Genomic DNA, 745 nt, shown 5'->3' with positions numbered 1-745 from the left:
GACGTCTGGCAGTATGTTGTGGCGCTCCCATGGTGACCACGAAGACGACAACGACCACTGTTCGCAATTTAGTTCTTTAGTCGACGAAATTCTTGACTAGGAGTCGATCAGACGACAAGCGCGTCTATAGGATCTACCGCGAGCTCGAGCTGAACCTGCGGATCAAGCCGCGTCATCGCTTGGTGCGCGAGAAGCCGCTGCCGCTGGCGGTGCCCACTGCGATCAACCAGAGTTGGTCGATGGACTTCATGCACGACCAGCTTGCCGATGGGCGCAGCATCCGTCTGTTCAATGTGATCGATGACTTCAACCGCGAAGGCTTGGGGATCGAAGTCGACTTCTCGCTGCCGTCCGAGCGCGTGATACGCTCGCTCGACCGGATCATCGAATGGCGCGGCAAGCCCGAAGCGATCCGCTGCGACAACGGCCCTGAATACATCAGCGCGGTGACCCTGGCGTGGGCTGCAAAGCGCGGCATCCGCATCGAATTCATTCAGCCCGGCCAGCCGCAGCAGAACGCTTACGTCGAGCGTTACAACAGGACGGTTCGCTATGATTGGCTCGCCCATCACCTATTCGAGACGCTCGACGAAATCCAGGAATTTGCAACCAACTGGTCCCCCGGTGTCAGAATAGTTGTCGCGTCACTTGGTGAAGTAAAACCATACCGGGGACGGGCAAGAGAGATTGCGTGAAGCAGTATTCAGCAGAACGGAAAGAAGCACTACTACGGCAGATGATGCCG

General features: G+C 57.3%; 1 pseudogene. It reads left to right on the top strand.

The features are described from left to right. Positions 1 to 110 precede the first annotated feature (110 nt). Positions 111 to 617 (top strand): annotated as a pseudogene (locus AB3347_RS25905) (DDE-type integrase/transposase/recombinase); the annotation flags it as partial. Between the last annotated feature and the right edge of the window lie 128 nt (positions 618 to 745).

The sequence above is a fragment of the Massilia sp. X63 genome, assembly GCF_041023745.1.
Classification (GTDB): domain Bacteria; phylum Pseudomonadota; class Gammaproteobacteria; order Burkholderiales; family Burkholderiaceae_D; genus Telluria.
This window is presented reverse-complemented; position numbering and strand designations above follow the sequence as displayed.